This window comes from Streptomyces flavofungini (assembly GCF_030388665.1).
Taxonomy (GTDB): domain Bacteria; phylum Actinomycetota; class Actinomycetes; order Streptomycetales; family Streptomycetaceae; genus Streptomyces; species Streptomyces flavofungini_A.
In genome coordinates, this window is sequence record NZ_CP128846.1 from 8,809,827 (window position 1) to 8,834,366 (window position 24,540).

Below are 24,540 nucleotides of genomic sequence, written 5' to 3' on the forward strand. Positions count from 1 at the left end.
GCCCAGGACGCGCACACCACGCCGGGCAACGGTCCGCGTGGTTGAGAACGGTGGGCGTCGCGACGGGGGAAAACCAGTGGTCGGACGGCCCTGAACTCGTTGCGTTACGGTTCCCCGGCAGGCAAGCGAGACCGGAATCCAACGGCGGAGTGGAGACGGTTCGGACCGACGGAAGTGCGCCGCACTTCGGGTCGATCCGCCTTATCCAAACGATCCCCGGAGGCACCGGCGAATGCTGGGTTCCGCTGCGCTGCCATGGCTCGCCGCCGCCGCACCGGCGTCGCGAACTGTTCGCTCACCGCGTCCCGCACGGAATTTCTGAGCCTCTGGAGCCTTCGTGACCGACCCTCATGAGTCTTGTGCCGCAGCCCCCGCCCCCGACGTGACCGTCGCCGCGCTCTTCGAGCGGCAGGCGGCCGCGACCCCGGACGCGGTGGCGGTCGTCGGCGAAGCAGACGTCGTGTGGACCTACCGCCAACTCGACGAGCGCGCCGACCGGCTCGCTCGCGTGCTCACCGGGCACGGGGTGCGCCAGGAGTCGGTCGTCGGCGTGGCCCTGCGCCGGTCACCGGAGTACGTCGTGTCGGTCCTCGCCGTGCTCAAGGCCGGCGGCGTCTACCTGCCGGTCGACCCCGACTACCCGGCCGAACGTCTCGACTTCATGCTGCGCGACGCCGCGCCCACCGTCCTGGTGACCGACACCGGGACCGCCCCTTCGCTGCCCGCGACCACGGTCCCGCACCTCGTCCTGGACGAACCCGGCACACGCGAGACGATCGCCCGGAGCGAGCCGCGCACGACGGCGGCGCTCACCCCGGCCGGGCCCCCGCCCGGACACCCCGACACCCTCGCGTACGTCATCTACACCTCCGGCTCGACCGGCACCCCCAAGGGCGTGGCCGTCACCCACCGCGCCGTGGTGACCCTGGCCCTTGACGGCCGCTACCAGGGCGGCGCGCACGCCCGAGTCCTGCAGCACGCCCCGCTCGCCTTCGACGCGTCGACGTACGAACTGTGGGTGCCGCTGCTCTCCGGCGGCACCCTCGTCGTGGCCCCGCCCGGCGTCCTCGACGCGGGCGCCCTGGCCGCCCTCATCACCGAACACCGCGTCACCGCCGCCTTCATGTCCGCCGGTCTGTTCAAGGTGGTCGCCGAGGAGCGGCCGGAGAGCTTCACCGGGATGCGGGAGGTGTGGGCCGGGGGCGACGTGGTGTCGCCGGAGGCGGTGCGTCGGGTCCTGCGCGGCTGCCCGGACCTGACGGTCGTCAACGGCTACGGCCCCACCGAGACGACGACGTTCGCCCTGTGCCGCCCGGTGTCCGAACCCGCCGACGTGGCCGAGCCGTTCCCGATCGGCTGGGCGATGGACAGCATCGACGCCCACGTCCTGGACGAGGGCCTGCGCCCGGTCGCCCCCGGCACCAGCGGCGAGCTGTACCTGGCGGGGCCGGGCCTCGCCCGCGGCTACCTGAACCGCCACGGCCTGACCGCGGAACGCTTCGTGGCCTGCCCCTTCGGCGAGCCCGGCGTGCGCATGTACCGCACCGGCGACGTCGTGTCCCGCGCCCCGGACGGCGAAGTGAGCTTCGAGGGGCGCTCGGACGCCCAGGTGAAGATCCGCGGCTTCCGCATCGAGCCCGGCGAGATCGAGGCCGCTCTGGAACTGCATCCCCGGGTGGCGCACGCCGTGGTCGTCCCGCACGAGGGGCGCGGCGGCAAGCAACTGGTCGGCTACGTCGTCCCGGCCGCCGCCGACGCCGCACTCGACGCCGAACGCGGCAGCGGCACCGGCCACTTCGCCCTGGCTGCCGGTCTCGGCCCCGGCGAGCTGCGCGCTTTCCTCGCCCGCACCCTGCCCGCATACCTGATCCCCGCCGCGTTCGTGGTCATCGACGCGCTGCCGCTCACCGCCAACGGCAAGCTCGACCGGGCGGGCCTGCCGGAGCCCGAGTTCCGCGGCGCGGCCTACCGGGCGCCGCGCACGGAGCGCGAGGAGGTCCTCGCCGCGCTGTTCGCCGAGGTGCTCGGCGTGGAGCGGGTCGGCGTCGACGACGACTTCTTCGTCATCGGTGGGGACAGCATCCAGTCGATCCAGCTGGTCACGCGGGCGCGCGCTCGCGGCGTGGCGCTCAGCACCCGGGAGGTCTTCGAGCGGCGCACGGTCGCCGAGCTCGCCGAGCACGTGGCGGACGCCGCCGGGACCGGCACGGACACCCCGGTCCTCGCGGAGTTCGAGAGCGGCGGCATCGGCTTCGTGCCGCACCTGCCGGTGACGCGCTGGCTGCGCGACCGCGGCCCCGGCTTCGAACGGTTCCTCCAGGCGATGGTCCTCGACCTGCCCGAGGGCATCGACGAAGCAGGGCTCGCGGCGACCCTCGGCGCGGTCGTCGACCGGCACGACCTGCTGCGGGCCCGCCTGGTGGACGGCGTCCTCAGCGGCCTCGTCACCCGGGCGCCGGGCTCCGTGGACACGGCCTCGCTCATCCGGCGCGTCGCGTGCGCGGGCCCGTGGGACACGGACGAGTGGCACAAGTCGCTGCTCGCCGAACTGGACGCCGCCGCCGGACGCCTGGACCCGGTCGGCGGGACCGTCGCGCAGTTCGTCTGGTTCGACGCCGGGCCGCAGCGGGCCGGGCGGCTGCTGGTCGCCCTGCACCACCTGGTCGTCGACGGCGTCTCCTGGCGCATCCTGATGCCGGACCTGGCGGCGGCCTGGCAGCAGGTGCGCGCCGGTGCGGCACCCGAACTCGCGCCGGTCGCCACCTCCGTGCGCCGCTGGTCGCACGCCCTGGTCGAGGAGGCGGGCCGCCCCGGCCGCACCGCCGAACTGGAGCACTGGAAGTCCGTGGTCGAAGGGCCGGACCCGGTGCTCGGCGCCCGGCGGCTCGACCCCGCCGTCGACGTCGTCGCCACCCTCGGCAAGGTCCGGGTACAGCTGCCTCCCGCCGTCACCGAGGCGCTCCTGACCACCCTGCCAGCGACCTACCGGGGCGGGGTGAACGACGGCCTGCTCGCCGCCCTGGCGATGGCGGTCGCGCGCTGGCGGCACGGCCGCGGCGTCGCGGAGCCGTCCACGCTGATCCGCCTGGAGGGACACGGCCGTGAGGAGGCCGTGGCGCCTGGCGCCGACCTGTCGCGCACCGTCGGCTGGTTCACCAGCGTCTTCCCGGTCCGCCTCGACCTCGCGGGCACCGACCTCGACGAGGCCTTCGCGGGCGGCGCCGCGGCGGGCCGCGTCGTCAAGACCGTTAAGGAACACCTGGCCCACGTCCCCGACAAGGGCATCGGCTACGGCCTGCTGCGCTACCTCAACCCCGACACCACCGACGTCCTCAAGGGCTACGAGGCCGGCCAGATCTCCTTCAACTACCTGGGCCGCTTCTCCGCCGCCGCCGACATGCCCGAGAACCTGCGCGGCCTCGGCTTCACCCAGACCCCCGGCCTCACGGAACTGGCCGAACTGGACGCGGGCCAGGACCCCCGCATGGCGGCCCTCGCCGAGCTCGACATCAACGCCCACGTCACCGACACCCCCGAAGGCCCCTGCCTCGGTGCCCTGTTCACCGCGCCCCAGGGCGTGCTCAGCGCCGCCGAGGTGCGCGAAATCGCCGACCTGTGGTGCGCCGCCCTCAGGGGCCTCGCCCGGCACACCGCCGACCCCGGCGCCGGTGGCCTCACCCCCTCCGACGTGCTCCTCGCCCCCGTCCGGCAGGGCGACATCGAGGACTGGGAGCGGCGCTACCCGGGCCTGTCCGACGTCTGGCCCGCCTCCCCCCTGCAGTCCGGACTGCTCTTCCACTCCAAGCTGGTCGCCGAGTCCGGATCCGACTTCGACGCCTACCACGAGCAGTACGTCCTGCACCTGTCAGGACCCGTGGACACCATCCGCCTCCGCACCGCCGCCCAGGCCCTGCTCGAGCGCCACCCCGCCCTGCGCGTCGCCTTCGTGCCCGGCCCCGACGGCGACCTGGTCCAACTCGTCGTCGACGGGGTCGAGGTGCCCTGGCGCCACCTCGACCTCACCGGCCACGCCGAGGCCGAACGCGCCACGGCGTACGAGGACTTCCTCGCCGCGGACCTCAAGGCCCACTTCGACCCGGCCGCGCCGCCGATGCTGCGCCTGGCCCACATCACCACGGAGGCCGGCCGCCACGCCGTCGTCCTGACGGTGCACCACGTCCTGGTGGACGGCTGGTCGCTGCCGCTGCTCATCCAGGACCTGCTGCAGCTCTACGCCACCGACGGCGACGCCTCCGCGCTCGGGAGGGCCCGCAGCTACCGGGAGTACCTGGCCTGGCTGGAGCGGCAGGACCCCGAGGAGTCGCTGCGCGCCTGGGCCGCCGAACTGGACGGCGTCACCGAGCCCACACTGATCGCCCCCGCCGCCCTCGACACGGCGAGCACCGGCATCGACCAGACCGACGTGCCGCTCACCCCCGCTGAGATCCGGGAAATCGCCGCCCGCGCCGCCGACTCGGGCGTCACCCTGAACACCCTGGTCCAGGGCGCCTGGGGCGTCCTCCTCGGCCAGTTGACCGGACGGCAGGACGTGGTGTTCTCCGCGACGGTGTCCGGACGGCCGCCCGCGCTGCCGGGCGTGGACGCGGTCGTCGGCATGTTCCTCAACACCGTTCCCGTACGCGTCCGCTGCGCACCCGCGCACCCGTTCGCGGCGGTCCTCACCGAACTCCAGGACCGACAGGCCGCCCTCCTCGACCACCACCACCTCGGCCTCACCGAGATCCAGCGCGGCACCGGGCTCGCGGCGCTCTTCGACACCGTGGTCGCCTTCGAGTCGTTCCCGCTGGACCGCACCGGCATCGCCGAGGCGAGCGAGGCCGCCGGGATCACCGTGAGCGGCCTGCGCTCCTTCACCGCCAGCCACTACCCGGTGACCCTGTTCGTCTACCCCGACGGCGCCCACCCGCGCCTGACCGTCCAGTACCAGCGGCACGCCCTCGACGCGGCCGCCGCCTGCGACCTGGCCACCCGCCTCGGCCGCGTCCTGACACGGCTCACCGAGGAACCGGGCACCCCCGTGGGCCTGGTCGACCTCCTCGACGAGGGCGAGCGCCACCGCGTCCTCGGCGAATGGAACGACACCGCGGAGCCCACGGCCGCGCAGACGATCCCCGAACTCATCGAGAAGCAGGTCGCCGAGACGCCCGACGCCACCGCCGTGGTCTGCGGCGAACACTCCCTCACGTACCGGGAGCTGAACGCCCGCGCGAGCGTCCTCGCCCGCGAGCTGTGCGCGCGCGGCGCCGGGCCCGAGCAGGTGGTGGGCCTGGCCCTGCCGCGCACGGCGGACCTCGTCACCGGCATGCTCGCCGTCCTCAAGTCCGGCGCCGGGTACCTGCCGATCGACCCCGCCTACCCCAGCCACCGCCTGGACTTCATCCTCGCCCAGGCCCGCCCCGCCCTGATCCTCACGGACTCCGCGACCGTCGACGTGCTGCCGAGGACGGACACGCCGTGCCTGTACCTCGACGACGTCGACCTCTACGGCGCACCGGACCGGCCCGGACCCGGCGACCCCGACAGGACCCGGCCGCCGAGCCCGGACCACCTGGCGTACGTGATGTACACCTCCGGCTCCACCGGCACTCCCAAGGGCGTCATGATCACGCACGCCAACGTGGTCAACGGCGTCGCCCGGCTCGCCCGGCGCGTGGGCGTGGACGCGTCCACACGGATGCTGGCCGGGACCTCGGTCAACTTCGACGTGTCGGTCTTCGAGATCGTCACCACCCTGTCCCGGGGCGGCTGCGTGGACGTGGTCCGCGACGCCATGGTCCTCGGCGAGCGGGGCTCCCTGACCGCCGACGTGATCAGCACGGTGCCCTCGGTCTTCGCCGAGCTCCGCGACCAGATGGGCACCATCAGGGGGCTCAAGGCCGTGGTGTTCGCCGGTGAGGCACTGCCCGCGTCCCTCGTCACCAAGGTGCGCGAGACCCTGCCCGGCGTACGCGTGATCAACGCCTACGGCCAGAGCGAGTCGTTCTATGCCACCACCTTCACCGCCGACGACACCTGGCAGGGCACCGGCAGCGCCCCCATCGGCACCCCGATCGGCAACATGCGCACCTACGTCCTCGGCCCCGGCCTGACCCCCGTACCGCCCGGCGTCGTCGGCGAGTTGTACGTGGCGGGCAGCCTCGGCCGCGGCTACCACCGGCACCCGTCCCTGACCGCCGAGCGCTTCGTCGCCGACCCCTACGGCCCGGCGGGCGCGCGCATGTACCGCACCGGGGACCTCGCCCGCTGGAACACCGAAGGACAGCTCGAGTACGCCGGGCGCGCCGACGACCAGATCAAGATCCGCGGGGTGCGCGTCGAGCCCGCCGAGGTCGAGGCCGCCCTGACCGCCCACCCCGACGTGGCACAGGCCGTCGTCGTGGCCCGGGACGTCACCGGCAAGGCGGGCAGGCAACTCGTGGGCTATGTGGTGCCGGAGCCGGACGACGGGGCCGGGGGAGAGGGCGGAGCAGGACGGACCGGCGCCGCGGTCACCGCCGGCACCCGCACCGCCGCAAGCGCCGACGCCCTGATCGCCTCCCTGCGCGAGCACCTCACCGCGGTCCTCCCGGCCCACCTGGTGCCCACGGGCCTGGTGGCCCTCGCCGAGATCCCGCTGACCGCCAACGGCAAGGTGGACCGCAAGGCCCTGCCCGACCCCGCGCCCGCCGCGCGGAGCGCCGGACGGGCCCCGCGCACCCCGCAGGAAGCGCAGCTCTGCGCGTTGTTCGCCGACGTACTCGGCCTCGACCGGGTCGGCATGGACGACAACTTCTTCGACCTGGGCGGCCACTCCCTGCTCGCCACCCGCCTGACCAATCACATCCGCGACAGCTTCGGCGTCGACGTCCCGATCCGCGCGGTGCTCGACTCCCGCGACGTCGCCGACCTCTCGCGCACCGTCCTGGGGGCATCGACCACCAGGCGGCCCCGTCTGCAGAAGATGAACAGGAGTGCAAAGTAAATGATCCCGTTGTCCTATGCGCAGCGCCGTCTGTGGTTCATCGACCGCTTCGAGGGCCCCTCGGCCACGTACAACCTCCCGTTCCTCATCGAGCTGACGGGTGAACTGGACGTGGCGGCGCTCACCGCGGCCGTACGGGACGTGGTGGTCCGGCACGAGAGCCTGCGCACCCTGATCATCGACAACGCCGACGGCGTACCGGCACAGGAAGTGGTCCCCGCCGAGGACGTCCACCTGGACGTACCGCTCGTCGAGGTGGCCTCCGCCGACCGGGACGCGGCGGTCACGAACGCGGCCCAGTACGCGTTCACCCTGGCCGAGGAGATCCCCGTACGGGCCACCCTGTTCCGCAGCGGCCCCCAGGACCACCAGCTGCTCCTGCTCGCCCACCACATCGCCACCGACGGCGAGTCCATGGCCCCGCTCGTCCGCGACCTCGCCGCCGCGTACGCCGCGCGCGCCCGGGGCGCGGCACCCGACTGGCCCGAACTGCCCGTGCAGTACGTGGACTACACGATGTGGCAGCGCGACCTGCTCGGCGACGAGAACGACCCGACGAGCATCCTCGCGACCCAGCTCGACTACTGGCGCGGCGAACTCACCGGTGTACCGCAGCCGCTGCGCCTGCCCGCCGACCGGCCGCGCCCGCCCGTCGCGGGACGCCACGGCGACGTGGTGGACTTCCGGATCGACGCGGAGCTGTACGGCCGCGCCGAGGAGCTGGCCCACCGCACCGGCGTCACCGCGCCGATGGTGTTCCAGGCGGCGCTCGCGGCGCTCCTGCAACAGCTCGGCGCGGGCGCGGACGTCACCATCGGCTCCACCGTCGCGGGCCGCATGGACAGCCAGCTCGACGACCTGGTGGGCTTCTTCGTCAACACCTGGGTCCTGCGCACCGACCTGTCCGGCACCCCGTCCTTCGTGGAGCTGCTCGGCCGGGTCCGCGAGAAGGCCATGGCCGCCTACGACCACCAGGACGCCCCCTTCGAGCGCCTGGTGGAGATGCTCAACCCCGAGCGGTCCACGGCCTATCACCCGCTGTTCCAGACGATGTTCACCTGGGAGACCCACCGCTCGGTCACCCTCGCCCTCCACGGCGGACTCACCGCCCGCTGCACCGGCCTGCCGACGCCGACCGCCAAGTTCGACCTGGAGTTCAGCTGCTTCGCGGACCCCGAGGAGCCGGGTCTCTCGGTGTCCCTGGAGTACGCCACCGAGCTGTTCGACCGGTCCACGGCCGAGGCCGTCGCCGAGCGCTACGTCCGCCTGGTGCGCCACCTCGTGGACGCGCCCGAGCGACCTGTCGCCCTCGCCGACGTCCTGGAGGCGGGGGAGCGCGAGCTCGTCCTCGGCACGTTCAACGAGACCGCCGCGAAGACGCCCGAGCTGAGCATCGCGGGCCTGGTCGAGGCCCGCGTCGAGGCGACACCCGACGCGCTCGCCGTGGTCCACGACGACACCGAGCTGACCTACGCCGACCTCGACGCGCGGGCCACGCTGCTCGCCCGCGCACTCGTGGCGCGCGGCGCCGGTCCGGAGCAGGTCGTCGGCCTGGCGCTGCCGCGCTCCGCCGACCTGGTCGTGGCGATGCTCGCCATCCTGAAGTCGGGCGCCGCCTACCTGCCGATCGACCCCCGCTACCCCAGCACCCGCCTGGACCACATACTCCGCGACGCCCGCCCGTGCCTGGTCCTGACCAGCGCCGACACCGTGGGCGTGCTGCCGACGACGGACGTGCCGACGCTGTTCGTCGACGACGTCGACTTCGACTCCGCGGGAGAGCGGGACGGCTCGGGAGCGGACGGCGGCGAGCTGCCGCGTGTGCTGCCCGCGAACGCCGCGTACGTGATGTACACCTCCGGCTCCACCGGTGTGCCCAAGGGCGTGACCATCACCCACCGCGACGTCGTCAACGGGGTGCTGCGCCTCGCCGACGCCATCGGCATCGACGCGGGCACCCGCACGCTCGCCGGTACCTCGGTCAACTTCGACGTGTCCGTCTTCGAGACCGTCACCACCCTCGCCGTCGGCGGCACCCTCGAAGTCGTCCGGGACATCCTGGTCGTCGGCGAGCGCGGCGGCTGGTCCGGCGGCGTCATCAGCACCGTTCCCTCGGTCTTCGCCGAACTCCTCGACCAGGTCGGCGGGAAGCTCCAGGCGGACGCGGTGGTCTTCGCGGGCGAGGCCCTGCCCGCGTCCCTCGTCGAGCAGGTGCGCGAGGCCATCCCGGGCGTGCGCGTCGTCAACGCCTACGGCCAGACCGAGTCGTTCTACGCCACCACCTTCACCGCCGACGACACCTGGAGCGGCACGGGCAGCGCGCCCATCGGCTCCCCGATCGGCAACATGCGCGCCTACGTGCTCGGATCCGGCCTGGAGCCGGTGGCACCGGGCGTCGTGGGCGAGCTGTACGTCGCGGGCAACGTCGCCCGTGGCTACCACGGCCGGGCCGCGCTCACCGCCGAGCGCTTCGTGCCCGACCCGTTCGGTGAGCCCGGCGCCCGCATGTACCGCACCGGCGACCTCGCCCGCTGGACCCCGGAAGGGCAGCTGGAGTACGCGGGTCGCGACGACGCCCAGGTCAAGGTGCGCGGCTTCCGCATCGAGCCCGGCGAGATCGAGGCGGCTCTCACCGCCCACCCGGGTGTCGCCCAGGCCGTCGTGACCACCCACGCGGGCCGCGGCTCCACCCGGCTCGTGGGCTACGTCGTGCCGGTGGACACCGGCGAGGGCGGCCTCGACAGCGTCTCCAGCCTCGGCGACCTGGACCTGGACCTCACGGCGATCGTGTCCGCGCGGGACCTGCGCCGGTTCGTCGCCGGTCGGCTGCCCGAGTTCATGGTGCCGTCGGTGTTCGTGATGCTCGACCGCCTGCCGCTGGCGCCCAACGGCAAGCTGGACCACAAGGCGCTGCCGGAACCGGAGTTCACCGGCGGTGCCTACCGCGCCCCGGCCACCGCCGAGGAGCAGACCCTCGCCGCCGTGTACGCGGAGGTCCTCGGCCTCGAACGCGTCGGTGTCGACGACGACTTCTTCGCCATCGGCGGCGACAGCATCCGCTCCATCCAGGTGGTCTCCCGCGCCCGCGCCCAGGGCGTCGACGTCACGCCCCGGCAGATCTTCGAGTGCCGCACCGTGGCCGAGCTGGCGCAGGCGGCGGGCGAAGGCCCCGGGCGCGCCGTCCTCGACGAGCTGGACGGCGGCGGCGTCGGCTTCGTACCGCTGCTGCCCATCGGGCACTACCTGACTCAACTGGGCGGCGGCACCGACCGGTTCACCATGTCGATGACCGTGGACCTGCCCGCGGGCATCGACGAGCGCGGCCTGCTCACCACCCTCGGCGCGGTCCTCGACCGGCACGACATCCTCCGCTCCCGGCTCGTGAGCGAACCCGCACCCGGACTCGACGTCACCGGCCCCGGCACGGTCGACGCGGGCGCCCTGCTGCACCGCGTCACCTGGAGCGGCGACTGGGACGGCGCCTGGCGCGAGCGGGCCGCCGCCGAACTGGACGCCGCCGCGGACCGCCTCGACGCGCGGCGCGGCGTGATGGCGCAGTTCGTGTGGTTCGACGCGGGCGCCGACACCACGGGACGGCTCCTGATCCTGCTGCACCACTTCGTCGTCGACGGCGTGTCCTGGCGCATCCTGCTGCCCGACCTCGCCGAGGCCTGGCGCCAGGTCCGTGAAGGACGTACCCCCGAGCTCCCCGAGGTCACCACCTCCGTGCGGCGCTGGGCGCACGCCCTCGCCGACGAGGCGGCCACCGAGCGGCGCACGGGCGAGCTCGCGCTGTGGCGCTCCATCGTCACCGGCCCCGACCCGGACCTCGGCGGGCGGCCGTTCGACCCGGCGGTGGACGTGTGCGCCACCGTGCGGACGGTCCACATGGACCTGCCGACGGCGGCCACCGAGACGCTGCTCACCACCCTACCCGGCGCGTTCCGCGGCGGCGTCAACGACGGCCTGCTCGCCGCCCTCGCCCTCGCCGTCGCCAAGTGGCGGCGCGGCCGGGGCGTCGCCGACGACGCGTCGGCCTCGACGCTGATCCGCCTGGAGGGCCACGGCCGCGAGGAGGCGGCGGCGCCGGGCGCCGACCTGTCCCGCACGGTCGGCTGGTTCACCAGCGTCTACCCGGTGCGCCTGGACGTGGCGGGCGTGGACGTCGACGACGCCCTCGCGGGCGGCCGCGCCGCCGGTGCCGCCGTCAAGGCCGTCAAGGAACAGCTCCTCGCCGTGCCGGACAAGGGCGTCGGCTACGGCATGCTGCGCCACCTCAACCCCGAGACCGCCGAGATCCTGGAGCGCTACCCCACCGGGCAGATCTCCTTCAACTACCTGGGCCACTACACCGGTGCGGGCAACATGCCCGAGCACCTGCGCGGCCTCGGCTTCACCCAGGCCGAAGGCACCACCGAGCTGATCGCCGACCTCGACGCGGACATGCCGGCCCTCGCGACCCTCGCGGTGAGCGCCTACGTCACCGACACCCCGCAGGGCCCCCGCCTCGACGCCCGCCTCGACTTCCCCTCAGGGCTCCTGACCCAGGACGACGCCGAGGAACTGGCCGCCCTGTGGCGCACCGCCCTCGAAGGCGTCGCCCGCCACGCCGACCAGCCGGACGCGGGCGGCCTGACGCCGTCCGACGTGCCGCTGGTCACCGCCGACCAGGCGCAGCTGGAGGCCTGGGAGGAGCTCCACCCGCACCTGGCCGACGTCTGGCCGCTGACCGCCATGCAGGACGGCCTGCTCTTCCACGCGGAACTGGCCGGCGCTACTTTCGACGCCTACCAGATGCAGCTCGTCCTGCACCTGAAGGGCGAGGTCGACGGCGCCCGGATGCGCGCGGCAGGACAGGCGCTCCTGGAGCGCTACCCGACCCTGCGGGCCTCGTTCGTCATGGCCGACAGCGGCCGCCGCGTCCAGCTCGTGCACGAGCACGTCGAGCTGCCCTGGGCCGAGTACGACCTCAGCGGCCTCGCCGACGGCGAGCGCGAGCAGCGGCTCAAGCGCCACCTCGCCGAGGAGCACGCCCGCCACTTCGACCCGGCCACCGCGCCCCTGGTGCGCATGTCCCTGGTCAAGCTGGCCGCCGACCGGTGGGAGCTGGTCTTCACCGCCCACCACGTCCTGTTCGACGGCTGGTCGCTGCCCCTCGTCCTTGAGGACCTGCTGCGCCTGTACGGCTCGGGCGGCGACGCGAGCGGCCTCGGCCGGATCCGCGACTACCGCGACTTCCTGACCTGGCTCGCGGACCGGGACGAGGGCGCCGCCGCCCGCGCCTGGGCCACCGAGCTGTCCGGCGTCGAGTCACCGACGCTCCTGGCTCCGCACGCGGCCGAGGGCGACGCGGAGCCGGCCGGCATCGCCATGGCGGACGTACCGCTGTCCCCGGAGACGGGCCGCGACCTGGCGCGCCGGGCCGCGGACCTCGGCATCACCCTCAACACCCTGATCCAGGGCTCCTGGGCGGTCCTCCTCGCGGGCCTGACCGGCCGTCAGGACGTGGTGTTCGGCACCACCGTCTCCGGCCGCCCGCCCCAGGTCACGGGGGCCGACGAGATGGTCGGCCTGTTCATCAACTCGCTGCCGGTGCGGGTGAACTGCGCCCCGGGCACCACCCTGCGCGAACTCCTGACCGACCTCCAGGAGCGCCAGAGCGCGCTGCTCGACCACCACCACCACGGACTGCTCGACATCCACCAGGCGGTGGGCCTGCCGACGCTGTTCGACACCATGGTGGGTTACGAGTCCTTCCCGATCGACGCCGTCGCCCTCAGCGAGGCCGGTGCCGCCGCCGGCATCGAGCTGACCGGCATCAGCCCGCTCAGCGGCGCGCACTACCCGCTGGTCGTCATGGCGCTCGCCGAGCCGCACCTGAAGGTGGGCATCGAGTACCGGCCGCACGTCTTCGACGCCGCCCAGGTCGGCGCCATCGCGGGCCGCCTCGCGCGGATCCTGGAACTCCTGGCGCGCGACGCGGACACCCCGGTGGCCGCCCTCGGCATCCTGGAGGACGACGAGCGCAAGCGGATCCTCACCGACTGGAACGACACCCCCGCCGCGATCGCCGAGCGGACCGTCCCGCAGGTCTTCGAGGCGCACGTGGCACGGACCCCGGACGCCCCCGCCGTCGTGGACGGCGACCGCACCCTGACCTACCGGGAACTCGACGAGCGGGCCAACCGCCTCGCCCGGGTCCTGGCCGCGCGGGGCGTCGGGCAGGAGTCGGTGGTCGGGCTCGCCCTGCCGCGCTCCGTGGAGCAGATCGTCTCGCTCCTCGCCATCGAGAAGGCGGGCGGCGCCTATCTGCCCGTCGACCCCGAGTACCCCGCCGACCGCCTCGCGTTCATGCTCGGCGACGCCGACCCCACCCTCGTCGTCACCGACGCGCGGATCGCCGCCGGTCTGCCCGAGAGCCCCTGCCCGTTCCTGGTCCTCGACGAGCCCGGCACGGCCGCCGAGATCACCGCGGCCCCGGCGGAGCCGCTGGCCTCCGCGCAGGCCGGGCACCTGGACCAGCTCGCCTACCTGATGTACACCTCCGGCTCCACGGGCCGCCCCAAGGGCGTGGGCGTGACCCACCGGGGCGTCGTGAGCCTCGCCGCCGACAGCTGCTACGCGGGCGGCAACCACGAGCGCGTCCTCATGCACAACGCGCAGGCCTTCGACGCCTCCACCTACGACCAGTGGATCCCCCTGCTCGGCGGCGGCACCATCGTCATCACCCCGCCGGGACGCCTGGACGCGGCCACCCTGGCGGCGGCCGCCCGCGAGCACGACGTGACCGGCGTCGTCATGACGGCGGGCCTGTTCATGGTCATCGCCGACGAGATGCCCGAGGCCTTCACCGGCGTCCGCGAGGTCTGGTCGGCCGGTGACGCGGTGGCGCCCGCCCTGGTGCGGCGCGTCCTCGACACCTGCCCCGGCCTGCGGGTCGTCAACGGCTACGGGCCCACCGAGGCCACCATGGCCACCTCCATCCACAACATGGAGCGCCACGAGGACATCGGCGAGGTCGTGCCGATCGGCCGCCCCCTCGACAGCACCCAGGTCTACGTCCTGGACGCCGCGCTGCGGCCCGTGCTGCCCGGCGTGCCCGGCGAGCTGTACATCGGCGGGGAGCGCCTGGCCCGCGGCTACCGCAACCGCCCGGGTCTGACCGCCGAGCGCTTCGTGGCCTGTCCCTTCGGCGCGCCGGGGGAGCGGATGTACCGCACCGGCGACGTCGTGGCCTGGACCGAGGAGGGCCTGCTCGTCTTCCACGGCCGCGTCGACACCCAGGTCAAGATCCGCGGCTTCCGCATCGAACCCGCCGAGGTCGAGGCCGCCCTGTCCACGCACCCCGGCGTCGCCCAGGCCGTGGTGACGGTCCAGGAGGACGAGGCCGGCGAGCGACGCCTCATGGGCTACGTCGTGCCGCACCTGGACGGCACCGGCCAGAGCGCCGCCGCCGAGCGCCAGGTCGAGGAGTGGGAGACCATCTACGACCAGGTCTACTCCGCGGCGAACACCGTCTGGGGCGAGGACTTCACCGGCTGGGACTCCACCTACACCGACCGGCCGCTCGCTCTGCACGAGATGCGTGAGTGGCGGGACGCCGCGGTCCGGCAGATCCTCAGCCGGGGCCCGCGCCGCGTCCTCGAAATCGGCGTCGGCTCCGGCCTGTTGATGGCACACGTCCTGCCGCACGTGGAGCAGTACTGGGCCACCGACCTGTCCTCGGCCGTCATCGAGCGCCTCGCCCACGAGGCCGAGCAGGCCGGATTCGGCGACAAGGCGACCCTGCGCCACCGGGCCGCCGACGACGTGACCGGGCTGCCCCAGGGCCACTTCGACACCGTCGTGCTCAACTCGGTGGTGCAGTACTTCCCGGACGCCGACTACCTGGACCGGGTCCTCGCGCAGGCCTTCGAACTCCTCGCGCCCGGCGGCCGGATCATCGTCGGCGACGTCCGCAACGCCGCCACGCTGCGCCTCTTCCGCGCGGGCGTCCAGCACGCCCACCAGCCGGAGGCAGCCCCCTCCCAGGCCCGCGCCGCCATCACCCGCGCCATGCTGATGGAGCAGGAGCTGGTCCTGGACCCGGAGTGGTTCACCCAGTGGGCGGCGCGGCACGGCGCCGCCGGCGTCGACATCCGCCTCAAGCCCGGCCGCGCCCACAACGAACTCACCCGCCACCGCTACGAGGCCGTGCTGCACAAGCACCCCGCGGCGCCGGCGGACCTGACCGAGGCACCCCCGCTGTACTGGGGCCGTCAGGTCGGCGACCTGCGTGAGCTGGCCCAGCTGTGCGCCGCCCGCGAGGACACCGAGGTGCTGCGGGTCGTGGGCATCCCCAACGCCCGCCTCGCGGAGGAGGTGGACCTCGCGGTCGCCGCGGGGCTGATGACCGCCCCCGTCGCGACGGGACCGGCCGTGGACCCGCAGGACGTCTGGGACCAGGCCGCGGAGCAGGGCTGGACGGTGCTCCTGACCTGGTCGGGAGCCGTCGCCGAGAGCTTCGACGTGCTGGTCTTCCCGCAGGGCCCCGAACTGCCCCAGCCGTTGACGGGCCTGTTCGTGCCCGCCGGGCGCGCCGAGCGCGAGCTGGCCAGCGAACCCGCCGCGGCCGGACGCATCGGCACGCTCGTGGGCTCGCTGCGCGACTACCTCACCGAGCGGCTGCCCGCACACCAGGTGCCCGCGTCGGTGGTGGCCATCGCCGAGGTGCCCCTGATGGCCAGCGGCAAGCTGGACCGCAAGGCACTGCCCGTCGCCGACTTCGTCGCCCAGGCCACCGGACGGGACCCGCGCACCCCCCAGGAAGAGCTGCTGTGCGGCCTGTTCGCGGAGGTGCTCGGCCTGGACCGGGTCGGCATCGACGACGACTTCTTCGCGCTCGGCGGGCACTCGCTGCTCGCCACCCGCCTGGTGAGTCGCATCCGTGCCGTTCTCGGCGTGGAGCTGCCGATCCGCGCGGTGTTCGCCGCGCCCACGGTGGTGGGTCTGTCCGGTCACCTCTCCACGGGCGACCGGGCCCGCCCACCGATGGTCCGCGTCGACCCGCGCCCGGACCGCGTCCCGCTGTCCTTCGCCCAGCGCCGGCTGTGGTTCCTCGACAAGTTCGAGGGCCCCTCGGCCACGTACAACGCGCCCTTCCCGCTGCGCCTGACGGGCGAGCTCGACCCGGACGCGCTCGCGGCGGCCGTGCGCGACGTGGTGACCCGGCACGAGAGCCTGCGCACCCTCTTCGCCGAGGACGCCGACGGCACCCCCTACCAGCGGGTGCTCCCGGCCGCCGAGGTCCGCCTCGACGTGCCCGTGGTGGACGTGACGGCGGCGGACCTGACCGCCTCGATCATGGACTTCGCGGCCTACCGCTTCGACCTGGCCACGGAGATCCCCGTGCGCACGGTGCTCATGCGGCTCGCCGAGCGCGATCACGTCCTGGTCCTGATGGTCCATCACATCGCCAGTGACGGCTCGTCGATGGCGCCCATGTTCCGTGACCTCGCCGACGCCTACGCCGCCCGGCTCGCCGGGCAGGCGCCTCGCTGGCCCGAACTCCCCGCCCAGTACGTCGACTACACCCTGTGGCAGCGCGACCTGCTCGGCGACGAGAACGACCCCGACAGCCTCCTGAGCGCCCAGTTCGACTACTGGCGCGGCGAGCTGACCGGCGTACCGCAGCCCCTGCAACTGCCCACCGACCGCACCCGGCCGCCCAAGGCCACCCACCGCGGCGCCCACGTCGACTTCGCCCTCGACCCCGACACCGTCGCGGGCATCGGCGAACTCGCCCGGGAGCGCGGCGCCACAGTGGCGATCGTCCTGGAGGCGGCGCTCGCCGTGCTCCTGAACCGCCTCGGCGGTGGCGACGACGTCACCATCGGCTCGCCGATCGCCAACCGCACCGACGAGAACCTGACCGACATGGTCGGCTTCTTCGTCAACACCTGGGTGCTGCGCGCCCGCCTCGACGGCAACCCCACCTTCAACGACGTCCTCGACCAGGTGCGCACCAAGTCCCTGGCCGCCTACGACCACCAGGACGTGCCGTTCGAGCGTCTGGTGGAGGTCCTGAACCCGGAGCGGTCCACGGCGTACTCGCCGCTGTTCCAGGTGATGTTCGCCTGGCAGAACTTCAACCGGCAGGACTTCGAACTCTCCGGTCTTCAGGTCGAGTTCGAGCGCGTGCCCAACGACACGGTCAAGTTCGACCTGTTCTTCAACATGGCCGACCTGCCGGGGCGTGGCGTCCTCGGTGTCCTGGAGTACGCCACCGACCTGTTCGACGAGGACACCGCCCGCACGATCGCCGACCGCTTCGTCCGCCTGATAGACCGGCTCGCCGCCGAACCCGCGCGGCCCGTCGCCACCGTCGACCTGGTCGAGCCGCACGAGCGCGAGCTGGTTCTGCGCGGCTTCAACGACACCGCCGCCGAGACCCCCGACCTGACCGTGCCGCAGCTCATCGCCGAGCAGGCGGCCAGGACCCCGGACGCGACGGCCGTCGTCTTGGGCGAGGAGCAGCTGACCTACGCCGAGTTGGAGGCCCGCACCGACCGGGTCGCCCACGCCCTCGCCGCGCGCGGCGTCGGCCCGGAGACGATCGTCGGGCTGAACCTGCCGCGCTCGGCCGACCTCGTGGTGGCCATGCTCGGCATCCTCAAGTCGGGCGGCGCCTACCTGCCGATCGACCCCAAGTACCCGAGCACCCGCCTGGATCACATCCTCGACGACGCCCGCCCCGCCCTGGTCCTCAAGAGCCTCGAGGACCTCGGGGACCTCGGGGACCTCAGCGACCTGCCGGACGGAGGCGCGGACGCCCCGGTCACGGCGGCCCGGCCCGCGAACGCCGCGTACGTGATGTACACCTCCGGCTCCACCGGCGTGCCCAAGGGCGTGACCATCACCCACCGCGACGTCGTCAACGGCGTGCTGCGCCTCGCGGAGTCCGTCGGCATCGACGCGGGCACCCGCACCCTGGCGGGCACCTCGGTCAACTTCGACGTGTCCGTCTTCGAGACCGTCACCACGCTCGCCAAGGGCGGCACCGTCGAGGTCGTCCGCGACGTCCTCGTCATCGGTGAGCAGGGCGGCTGGTCCGGCGGCGTGATCAGCACCGTCCCGTCCGTCCTCGCCGGGCTGCTCGACCAGGCCGACGTGGACATCAGGGCGGACGCGGTCGTCCTCGCGGGCGAGGCCCTGCCCGCGTCCCTCGTCGAGCGCGTGCGCGAGGCCATCCCGGGCGTGCGCGTCGTCAACGCCTACGGCCAGACCGAGTCGTTCTACGCCACCACCAGCACCATCGCCGAGGACGGCACCGGCGCCGCGGGCGCCCCCATCGGTGCCCCGCTCGGCAACATGCGCGCCTACGTCCTCGGCCCGGGCCTCGCCCCCGTACCCGTCGGCGTCGTCGGCGAGCTGTACGTCGCGGGGAACGTGGCCCGCGGCTACCACGGCCGGGCCGCGCTCACCGCCGAACGCTTCGTGCCCGACCCGTTCGGTGAGCCCGGCGCCCGCATGTACCGCACCGGCGACCTCGCCCGCTGGCGGGCCGACGGCCAGCTCGACTACGTCGGCCGGGGTGACGCGCAGGTGAAGGTGCGCGGCTTCCGCATCGAGCCCGGCGAGATCGAGGCGGCCCTCACCGCCCACCGCGCGGTGGCCCAGGCCGCCGTGGTCGCCCGGGAGGTGCGCGGCAGCACCCAGCTCGTCGGCTACGTCGTCCCGGTGGAGGTCGACGAGACGGGCGACAACTACGACATCACCGCCGGTGTCGAGGCCAGGGACCTGCGCAGGTTCGTGTCCGCGCGGCTCCCGGAGTTCATGGTGCCCGCCGCCTTCGTGATGCTGGACCGCCTCCCGCTGGCCCTCAACGGCAAGCTGGACCACAAGGCGCTGCCGGAGCCGGAGTTCACCGGCGGCGCGTACCGCGCTCCGGGCACCGCCGAGGAGCAGATCCTCGCCGCCGTGTACGCGGAGGTCCTCGGCCTGGAGAGCGTCGGCGTCGACGACGACTTCTTCGCCGTGGGCGGCGACAGCATCCGCTCCATCCAGGTGGTCTCCCGGGCCCGCGCCCAGGGCCTGGAGGTCACGCCCCGGCAGATCTTCGAGCTGCGTACGGTCGCGGAGCTGGCCGAGGCCGCGGCCGCGGGCCGCACCCGCACGGTTCTGGAGGAGCTGGAGGGCGGCGGCGTCGGCTTCATGCCGCTCCTGCCGATCGGGCACTACCTGCTCGAACTGGGCGGCGGCAGCGACCGGTTCACCATGTCGACCGTGGTCGACCTGCCGGCGGGCATCGACCACGACGGCCTGGCGGCCACCCTCGGCGCGGTCATCGACCGCCACGACATCCTCCGCTCCCGCCTGGTCCGCACCGGGCACAAGGGCCTGGAGGTCGCCGAGCCGGGCACGGTGGACGTGGCCGCGCTGATCCACCGCGTGGAGTGGCGGGACGGCTGGGACCGCCCCGACTGGCACGAGCGTGCCGCGGCCGAACTGGACGCGGCGGCGGGCCGTCTCGACCCGGACGCCGGGGTGATTGCCCAGTTCGTCTGGTTCGACACCGCTGCCGCGCCCGATGACACCGAGGGCGCCCCCGCGCCCGGACGCCTGATCATCGTGCTGCACCACTTCGCCGTGGACGGCGTGTCCTGGCGCATCCTGCTGCCCGACCTCGCCGAGGCCTGGCAGCAGCTCGTCCAGGGCCGCACCCCCGAACTCGCCCCGGTCGCCACCTCCGTACGCCGCTGGTCGCACGCCCTTCAGGAGCACGCCACCGACGCCGACCGCGTCGCCGAACTCCCGCTGTGGCAGCGCATCCTGGACGGCCCGGACCCGGTCATCGGCTCCCGCCCGTTCGACCCGGCGCTCGACGTGCGCGCCACCGTGGAGACCGTCCACCTCGAACTGCCGGTGGCCGCGACCGACACGCTCCTCACCACCCTGCCCGCCGCCTTCCACGGCGGCGTCAACGACGGCCTGCTCACGGCGCTGACCGTGGCCCTGGCCCAGTGGCGGCGCGCACGCGGCGTGGACGAGCGCGACGCCTCCTCGGCCCTGATCCGCCTGGAGGGCCACGGCCGTGAGGAGAGCGCCGCACCGGGCGCGGACCTGTCCCGCACGGTGGGCTGGTTCACCAGCATGTTCCCCGTACGCCTGGACGTCGGCGGCTTCGACCTCGACGACGCCGCGATGGGCGGCCGGGCCGCGGGCGGCGCCGTCAAGGCCGTCAAGGAGCAGCTGAACGCCGTACCGGACCACGGCATCGGATTCGGCCTGCTGCGCTACCTCAACGCCGAGACCGCCGCCGTCCTCCAGGGCCACGGGACCGGGCAGATCTCCTTCAACTACCTCGGCCGGTTCGCCGCCGCCGACATGCCGGAGAGCCTGCGGGGCCTCGGCTGGACCGCCACGCCGGACGTGGACGACCTGTTCGCGCAGCCCGACGCGGACATGCCCGCGATGGCCACCCTCGAAGTCACCGCGTACGTCACCGACACCGAGGACGGACCACGGCTCAGCGCGGGCATCGGCTTCCCCGGCGGGCTGCTCACCCGGGACGAGGCGCAGCAGCTCGCGGACCTGTGGCGCACGGCCCTGGTAGGCCTCGCCCGGCACGCCGAGCGGCCCGGCGCGGGCGGCCTCACGCCGTCGGACGTGCCGCTGGTCAAGGTCAGCCAGCGCGACCTCGACGTGTGGACGGAGAGCCACCCGGGCCTGGTGGACGTGTGGCCGGTGACGGCGATGCAGTCGGGCCTGCTGTTCCACAGCATGATGGCCGACTCGTCGTTCGACGCCTACCACGTGCAGCTGACCTTCCACCTCTCCGGCGACGTCGACCCCGAGCGCATGCGCCGGGCCGGTCAGGTGCTCCTCGACCGGTACCCGAACCTGGGCGCCGCTTTCGTGACCAGCGCGGCGGGCGAGCCCGTCCAGCTCATCCGCGACCGCGTCGAACTGCCCTACAAGGTCGTGGACCTGCGCGACCTCTCCGACGAGGCGCGCGACGCCGAGCTGGAACGGCTGCTCGCCGCCGACCACGCGGACCACTTCGACCCGGCGAAGCCGCCCCTGATGCGGCTGACCCTGGTCCTGATGGAGCCGGGCCGCTCGGAACTGGTCTTCACCGCCAGCCACGCCCTGTACGACGGCTGGTCGATCCCGCACCTCCTGCAGGACCTGATCCGCGCCTACGGCACCGACGGCGACACCTCCGAGCTGCCGCGCGTCCGCCCCTACCGGGACTTCCTGACCTGGCTCGCCGGACAGGACCGCGCCGCCTCGGCCCGCGCCTGGGCCACCGAGCTGGACGGCGTGGACACGCCGACGATGCTCGCCGGAGCGGGCGGCTCACCCGTCGGCGACGGCGGCGACGACGGCGGGTTCGGCTCGGCCGAGGTGCCGCTGTCCACGGAGACGTCCCGGTTGCTCTCGCAGCGGGCCGCCGAACTGGGCGTCACCCTCAACGTCCTGGTCCAGGGCACCTGGGGCGTGCTCCTCGGCGCCCTCACCGGGCGGCAGGACGTGGTCTTCGGCACCACCGTCTCCGGCCGCCCGCCGCAGGTGCCCGGCGTCGACGACATGGTGGGCCTGTTCATCAACGCCCTGCCCGTGCGCGTGCGTTACTCGCCCGAGGACACCCTCGCGCAGGTGCTCACCCGCCTCCAGCAGAGCCAGGCCGTCCTGATGGACCACCAGAACCACGGTCTGAGCGACATCCAGGACGCCGCGGGCCTCGGCACCCTCTTCGACACCATGGTCGTCTTCGAGTCCTACCCGATCGACCGGGCGGGCCTGGTCGAGGCGCACGACGAGGCCGGCATCGCCATCACCGGTGCCCGACCCGTCACCGGCGCCCACTACCCGATGGGCGTGGCCGCGGAGGCCTCCCCGCACCTGCGCACGGGCCTGCACTACCAGGAGAGCCTGTTCGACCCGGCCACGGCCGCACGCATAGCCGCCGGCCTCGGCCGACTCCTGGAGCAACTGGCCGCCGACCCGGGGACACCGCTCGGCCACCTCGACCTCATGCCGGAGGCCGACCTGGAGCGGGTCGTCACCGCATGGAACGACACGGCCACCCCGGTGGTCGCGCGGACTGTCCAGGAGGCGTTCGCCGAGCAGGCCGCGCAGGGCCCGGACCGGATCGCGGTGACCCTCGGCGAGGAGCGCGTGACCTACCGGGAGCTCGACGAGCGGGCCGGGCGGCTCGCCCGGGTGCTCGCGGCGCGCGGTGTCGGACAGGAGTCGGTGGTCGGACTCGCGCTGCCGCGCTCGATCGAGCAAGTCGTGGCCGTGCTGGCCGTGTTGAAGGCGGGCGGCACCTATCTGCCCGTCGACCCGGACTACCCGGCCGAGCGCCTCGCGTACCTCCTCGGCGACGCGGCGCCGGTGCTCCTGGTGACCGACGCGGAGATCTCGGAGCGGCTCTTCGACAGCCCCTGCCCGCACCTGGTGATCGACGAGCCCGGCACCGCCGACGAGATCGCCCGGGCCGACGCCGGGCCGCTCGCCGCGGGACACCCCGACCAGCTCGCCTACGTGATGTACACCTCCGGCTCCACGGGCCTGCCCAAGGGCGTCGGCACCACCCACCGGGACGTGGTGCTCCTGGCCGCCGACAGCTGCTTCGGCGGCGGCCGCCACGAGCGGGTGCTCATGCACAACCCGCAGGCCTTCGACGCCTCGACGTACGAGATCTGGATCCCGCTGCTCAGCGGCGGCACGGTCGTCGTCGCGCCGCCCGGCCGCCTGGACGCGGCGGCCCTCGCGAAGCTGATCGCCGAGCAGGGCGTGACCGGACTCGCCCTCGCGGCGGGGCTGTTCATGGCCATCGCCGACGAGAGCCCCGAGGCGTTCCGCGGGGCCCGCGAGGTGTGGACGGTCGGCGACGTGGTGGCCCCGGCCTCCCTGGAGCGGGCGCTGCGCACCTGCCCCGGACTCCGGGTCGTCAACGGCTACGGCCCGACCGAGACCACCGCGGCCACCTCCCACCACTGCCTGACCGACCCCGAGCACATCCCCGCCACCGTGCCGATCGGCGGCCCCATGGAGAACACCCGCCTGTACGTCCTCGACACGGCCCTGCGGCCTGTACCGCCGGGCGTCCCCGGAGAGCTGTACGTCGCCGGGCAGCGGCTCGCCCGCGGCTATCTGGGGCGGCACGCCCTGACCGCCGAGCGCTTCGTGGCCTGCCCCTTCGGCGGCTCCGGGGAGCGGATGTACCGCACCGGTGACGTGGTGGCCTGGACCGAGGACGGCGGCCTCGTCTTCCAGGGCCGCGCCGACACCCAGGTCAAGATCCGCGGCTTCCGCATCGAACCCGGCGAGGTCGAGACCGTCCTCGCCGGCCACCCCGGCATCACCCAGGCCGTCGTCATCGCCCGCGACGACCGCGGCACGGGCAAGCGCCTCGTCGCCTACGTCGTCCCGGCCGACGGGGACGGCCCCGACACCGAGGAGCTGAGGGCCTTCGCCGCCGAGCGGCTGCCGGAGCACATGGTGCCGGCCGCGTTCGTCACCCTGGAGTCCATCCCGCTGTCCGGCGCCGGAAAGGTCGACCGCAAGGCGCTGCCCGCCCCCGACCTCGTCAGCGGCGCCGCCTACCGCGCCCCGCGGACCCCGCAGGAGGAGGTGCTCGCGAGCCTGTTCGCCCAGGTCCTCGGCGTCGAGAAGGTCGGCGTCGACGACAACTTCTTCGACCTCGGCGGCCACTCGCTGCTCGCCACCAAGCTCATCAGCCGCATCCGCACGGTCCTGATGGTCGAGGTGCCGATCCGCCTGGTGTTCCAGTCACCGACCGTCGCCGACGTGGCCGCGCACCTGACCGGGGGCTCCGAAGCCACCGGGGACAGCGACCCGTTCGGCGTGGTCCTTCCCCTGAAGACCGGCGGCAGCAAGGCCCCGGTGTGGTTCATCCACCCGGGCTTCGGGCTGTGCTGGTCCTACCTCGGCATGGCCACGCAGCTCGGCGACCGCCCGGCGTACGGCATCCAGGCCCGCGGCTTCGACGGCGCGCCGCTGCCGGAGACCTTCGCGGACATGGTCGCCGACTACGCCGACCAGATCCTGGCCGTCCAGCCGGAAGGCCCCTTCCACCTCGTCGGCCACTCCATCGGCGGCCCCATCGGCCAGGCCGTCGCCGTGGAGCTGCAGCGCCGCGGCCACGAGGTTCCCCTCGTCGTCCTCCTGGACGCCGTACCGGGCGACTGGTTCGCCGCGCAGGAGGACGCGCGCCTGGACCTGCGCGAGGCCAGGGACTTCCTGGAGAACTACCTGCCGGGCGAGGAGGACGGCGAGGAGCGCCGGGCGCTCATCGACAACGGCGCCGCTCTCATGGTCCAGCACGGCCGGATGGTCAGGGAGTTCAGCCAGCCCACCTACCGGGGCACCGCCCTGTTCTTCAAGGCCACGCAGAGCCCCGAGGCCCAGGCCGCCTTCTGGGAGCCCCACATCGAGGGCGACCTGCACACCTACGACATCGACGCCACGCACCTGGGCCTGAACGCGCCCGCGCCCGCGGCCGAGATGTGCTCCATCATCACCCGCCACCTCACGGACTAACGATC

The 24,540-nt window shown here is 73.7% G+C and carries 2 protein-coding genes; both read left to right on the top strand.

The window, feature by feature from the left end:
- The first annotated feature begins 337 nt into the window (after positions 1 to 337).
- Positions 338 to 6,982: a non-ribosomal peptide synthetase gene (locus tag QUY26_RS38160; protein ID WP_289954956.1), complete on the top strand. Its 6,645-nt coding sequence runs from the start codon at positions 338 to 340 to the stop codon at positions 6,980 to 6,982.
- Positions 6,983 to 24,535 (top strand): non-ribosomal peptide synthetase, encoded by a 17,553-nt coding sequence (locus QUY26_RS38165; RefSeq protein ID WP_289954958.1) that lies wholly within the window; start codon positions 6,983 to 6,985, stop codon positions 24,533 to 24,535.
- Positions 24,536 to 24,540: the final 5 nt, after the last annotated feature.

What these genes read in the sequence shown, in the direction of transcription:
- QUY26_RS38165 (WP_289954958.1), top strand. Translation starts at nt 6,983, where the DNA reads ATGATCCCGTTGTCCTATGCGCAGCGCCGTCTGTGGTTCATCGACCGC.